Source organism: Microbacterium sp. Kw_RZR3 (genome assembly GCF_029222405.1).
Lineage (GTDB): Bacteria > Actinomycetota > Actinomycetes > Actinomycetales > Microbacteriaceae > Microbacterium.
The window spans coordinates 1-1,264 of the sequence record NZ_JARHXC010000327.1 but is presented as its reverse complement, the minus strand read 5'-3'; the positions used below and the strand labels follow the sequence as shown (position 1 = coordinate 1,264).

Below are 1,264 nucleotides of genomic sequence, written 5' to 3'. Positions count from 1 at the left end.
GGCATCCGTGTCTCCGAGCAGACGGATGCCGGGGATCGAGCGCAGCCCTTCGCGCATACGCTTCTCGAGCGCGGCCTCGTGTGCGCGCGCGGCGTCGAGGTCGTGCTCGCCGAGCCAGCGGATCGCGGCGGCCAGGCCCACGGCCTGGGACACCGGCTGCGTGCCGGCCTCGAAGCGCTGCGGCGGCGGGAGGTACTCGGCGCGGTCGAGCGTGACGGTCGTGATCATCGAGCCACCCGTGGTGAACGGGGGCAGCGACTCGAGCACCTCGTCGCGGCCCCACAGGGCGCCGATGCCATAGGGACCGTGGATCTTGTGCCCCGAGAACACGGCGAGGTCGACCCCGGATGCCGGGAGGTCGAGCGCGAGGTGCGGCGCCGACTGGCACGCGTCGAGCACCGTCAGCGCACCGACGCCGCGGGCGAGGGTGACGAGCTTCGCGACCGGGTTCACGATGCCGAGCACGTTCGAGACGTGCGGGAACGCGACGACTTTGGTGCGCTCGCCGATGAGGTCGGCCGCGGCGCGCATGTCGAGCGTGCCGTCGTCGAGGACGGGGATGTGCCGCAGGCGCGCTCCCGTGCGCGCGGCGAGCTCCTGCCAGGGGATGAGGTTCGCGTGATGCTCGGCCTCAGTGACGACGATCTCGTCGCCCTCGCGCAGACGCCCCGCGTAGCCGAGGGACCCGGCGACGAGGTTGAGGCCGGCGGTGGCGCCGCTCGTCCAGACGAGCTGCTCGGGCTCGGCGCCCACGAACTCGGCAACCGTCGAGCGGGCGTCTTCGAACAGCTCGGTCGCCTCGGCGGCGAGCGTGTGCGCCCCGCGGTGCACGGCGGAGTTGGCGCGCTCGAGGAAGTCGCGCTCGGCGTCGAGCACCGCGCGCGGTTTCTGGCTCGTCGCGCCGGAGTCGAGGTAGACGAGCGGATGTCCGTCGACCTCGCTCTCGAGGATCGGGAAGTCGGCGCGCACGGCGTCGACGTCGAAGGAGAGGGTCACCTCTCCAGGCTACGCGGCGCGGGGTGGGTGGCGGCGGGTGGGTGGGCGCTGGGCGTCCCACGGACGTGGCGGGCCGGCCCGGCCGATGTCGAGGGGCGGTTCGGACGGCGGGGGCGGGCGAAACTCCTGACAGAGCGGACGCCGTGCCCCCGCGGTCGCGGGTTCGGGCGCGGAGGGGGACTGAATCTCAGGAGTTTCGCTCGCTGGCGCGTGCCGCGCTCCGGAAAGAACTGCCCGATTGCCGCACAGAGCGGCCGAACCGGGAGCA

Annotated in this window: 1 protein-coding gene; it reads right to left on the bottom strand. The window is 73.3% G+C overall.

Going from position 1 to position 1,264, the window contains the following annotated elements:
• Positions 1-996: aminotransferase class V-fold PLP-dependent enzyme (locus P2P98_RS18035; protein ID WP_275801649.1), on the bottom strand; the 996-nt coding region annotated here is incomplete at its 3' end.
• Between the last annotated feature and the right edge of the window lie 268 nt (positions 997-1,264).